Origin of the sequence: Bradyrhizobium sp. CSA112 (assembly GCF_029051645.1) — a bacterium.
Taxonomy (GTDB): domain Bacteria; phylum Pseudomonadota; class Alphaproteobacteria; order Rhizobiales; family Xanthobacteraceae; genus Bradyrhizobium.
In genome coordinates this window covers 1-422 of sequence record NZ_JAACFS010000155.1, presented here as the reverse complement: position 1 = coordinate 422, position 422 = coordinate 1, and the positions used below count along the sequence as shown (strand labels likewise).

The 422-nt window shown below is 59.0% G+C and carries 1 protein-coding gene; it reads left to right on the top strand.

Annotation, left to right across the window (positions count from 1 at the left end):
* A partial coding sequence (locus GWE18_RS42105) for a hypothetical protein (RefSeq protein ID WP_275191333.1) occupies window positions 1-364 on the top strand: 364 nt, incomplete at its 5' end.
* Between the last annotated feature and the right edge of the window lie 58 nt (window positions 365-422).

The following is a 422-nucleotide window of genomic DNA, read 5'->3' as shown; positions in this document are numbered from 1 at the left end:
CCGAAGCACGTTGCGGCATCCTGATTTCAATCCGTCTGGCGCGGGCCGTTTTGATCGAGGTCAATGCTTTGGTGCGGAGATTCCTTATGGTGACCATGCGGGCGGCGGTGATTTCGCCCGCGCCGCGGTCCTGCGGGACCTGACACTGCGGTTTTATCACCTCCCCTACTGCCCTGCCGGCGACGTCGGCGGGGCGTTTTGTTTCTGGGATGCCGGGAATGCGGCCGAAACCGTCCTTAAGGATTCATACCAATTGGTAGCGCTGCCGCCTTTGGCCAAACTCGCCCGACCGAAACACTGGTCGTTGGTTCAGCCGGCGATCTTCTTGGCCAAAGGAGGCGAACATGTTGAAGAAGACCGATGATCAATTGCAGCGCGATGTGATGGACGAGCTCGAATGGGAACCGAGCATCGATCATGCC